This is a genomic window from Agrobacterium genomosp. 2 str. CFBP 5494 (assembly GCF_900013495.1).
GTDB classification, from domain to species: domain Bacteria; phylum Pseudomonadota; class Alphaproteobacteria; order Rhizobiales; family Rhizobiaceae; genus Agrobacterium; species Agrobacterium pusense.
In genome coordinates, this window is record NZ_LT009720.1 from 243951 (window position 1) to 245634 (window position 1684).

The 1684-nt window shown below is 53.0% G+C and carries 1 protein-coding gene; it reads right to left on the minus strand.

Going from position 1 to position 1684, the window contains the following annotated elements; genetic code table 11:
- Positions 1-87: 87 nt before the first annotated feature.
- Positions 88-1596 (minus strand): DDE-type integrase/transposase/recombinase, encoded by a 1509-nt coding sequence (locus AGR2A_RS30480; protein WP_080823106.1) that lies wholly within the window; start codon positions 1594-1596, stop codon positions 88-90.
- Positions 1597-1684: the final 88 nt, after the last annotated feature.

Sequence of the window (1684 nt, forward strand, 5' to 3'; positions counted from 1 at the left end):
TGCATAGCGGCAATCAAGGTGAGATTCGTATTGCCTCATCGAAGAATGCTCCCGAACGGATAGCATATTGCCTCACCAGAATGCTCCCTATGCCCTGCTGAGCTCTGGTTGTTGTTCATCTTCGCCAGGCTCGTTTCCGAATATCATTCTATGCGCGCGATCGCGACGCCAACCTTTCACCCGTCGTTGCACCGTACGGATTAGTCCATCAGGATACTCGCCGGGATAAATGCTTTGAAGTCGCTCTAGTAGCTCGCGGCCGGTTCTCCATGGCTCTGCTTCAAACCAACTGTAAAGATCATTCGTGACGTTAACCAGCGGGTCAGGCCGCCGTCGCTCGCGTTTTAGTTTTGGCTTTGCTTTCGCGGTCGGACGAACTTCGCCCTCCGTCCACGCGATACGCAGGCTTCGTAAAAAGCTCTCGATATCAGGAACTTCGCTTAAGGGTGTTCCCTGATGCACAATGTCGGCAAGCCGCTGTTGTCCTGCACGAATGTTTCGGAGAAGCGTTACAGGATCGAGTTGTTCGCTCATGCGCACCAAGCGGTCGCGTACCTCCAGTCCCGTCCTTGCATCCGACAAAATCCGTTGATGTGGCGTCGCGGGAGAAGAGTAGAGCTTCTTGACCATCGCTCCGTTTCGCTGCTTTTCGAGCAACTTAAACGACGGCTGAAAGAAGTTCACGAACAAGCGCACCGAACGATAAAGCTCTGCAAGTGTTGCCGCAGCTTCAACTCCCTCATACCGATGATAGCCAACAATGCGGCGGACGACCGATCCGTTTTTCTGCTCCACATAAGCCTGATCATTTTTACGATATGGCCTACAGCGAGTGAATTCTATATCTGAATCAATACAGTAGTCCCTGATTGTCTCGTTGATGAATACGCTATCATTGTCCGTATCAAAGCCAAGCAACGGGAAGGGCATTACGCGGCGAAGCTCGGTCAAAACTTCCGTCAAAAGCTTCTGTTCGCGAACAAGCAGAGGGGCGCATTCGGTCCAACCGGTCGCAATATCTGTAAGGACAAGAGTTTGAATAAAGCTGCCGCGTGCGTTGGGACCGGAGTGCGACACCAGATCGGCCTCGATGAAGCCAGGTGCGGGATCACCCCAGTCGGAGAATTTTCGAATTGGGATACTCCGCTTCAATGCTGATGAAGCAACGGAACGTCGGCGTCGACGGCCGCCTGCTGTTTCTCGCACGCTTTTCAATGCACGGTCGATGGTAGCCGCACTCATCTGTAGCAGAAGTGTGCGGACCTGATCGTCTAACCTCAAATGGCTATGTTGTTCCATCGATGAGATCAAAATTGGCAGCAAGGGCTTCAATCGCTTGCCACAGATGCGGTCGGAGGCTTCCCACAAAACAATAAGAGCCTGTCGGGTCGCCTCGTCATAAATCTGCGCCCGCGTTCGCGATTGCGGTTGCTTATCCGCCCCCCGCAATAAACGCATCGCGTGTTTGCGATGCATCCCACTAATCGAAACGAACTGATCGAGGATCCGCGATTTTTCCTCCCGCTTTCCGGCCGCATAGCGCTTTGCCAGAGCAGCAACCAATTCCTTCTTCGTCGTCACGCTGATCAGCCTCATCTGATTTGCTCCGCACCCACAAATGCTGGGAGCAAATCAGATGAGGCAACGGCCAACAATCAGGGACATTTCTAGTGAGGCAATGCGG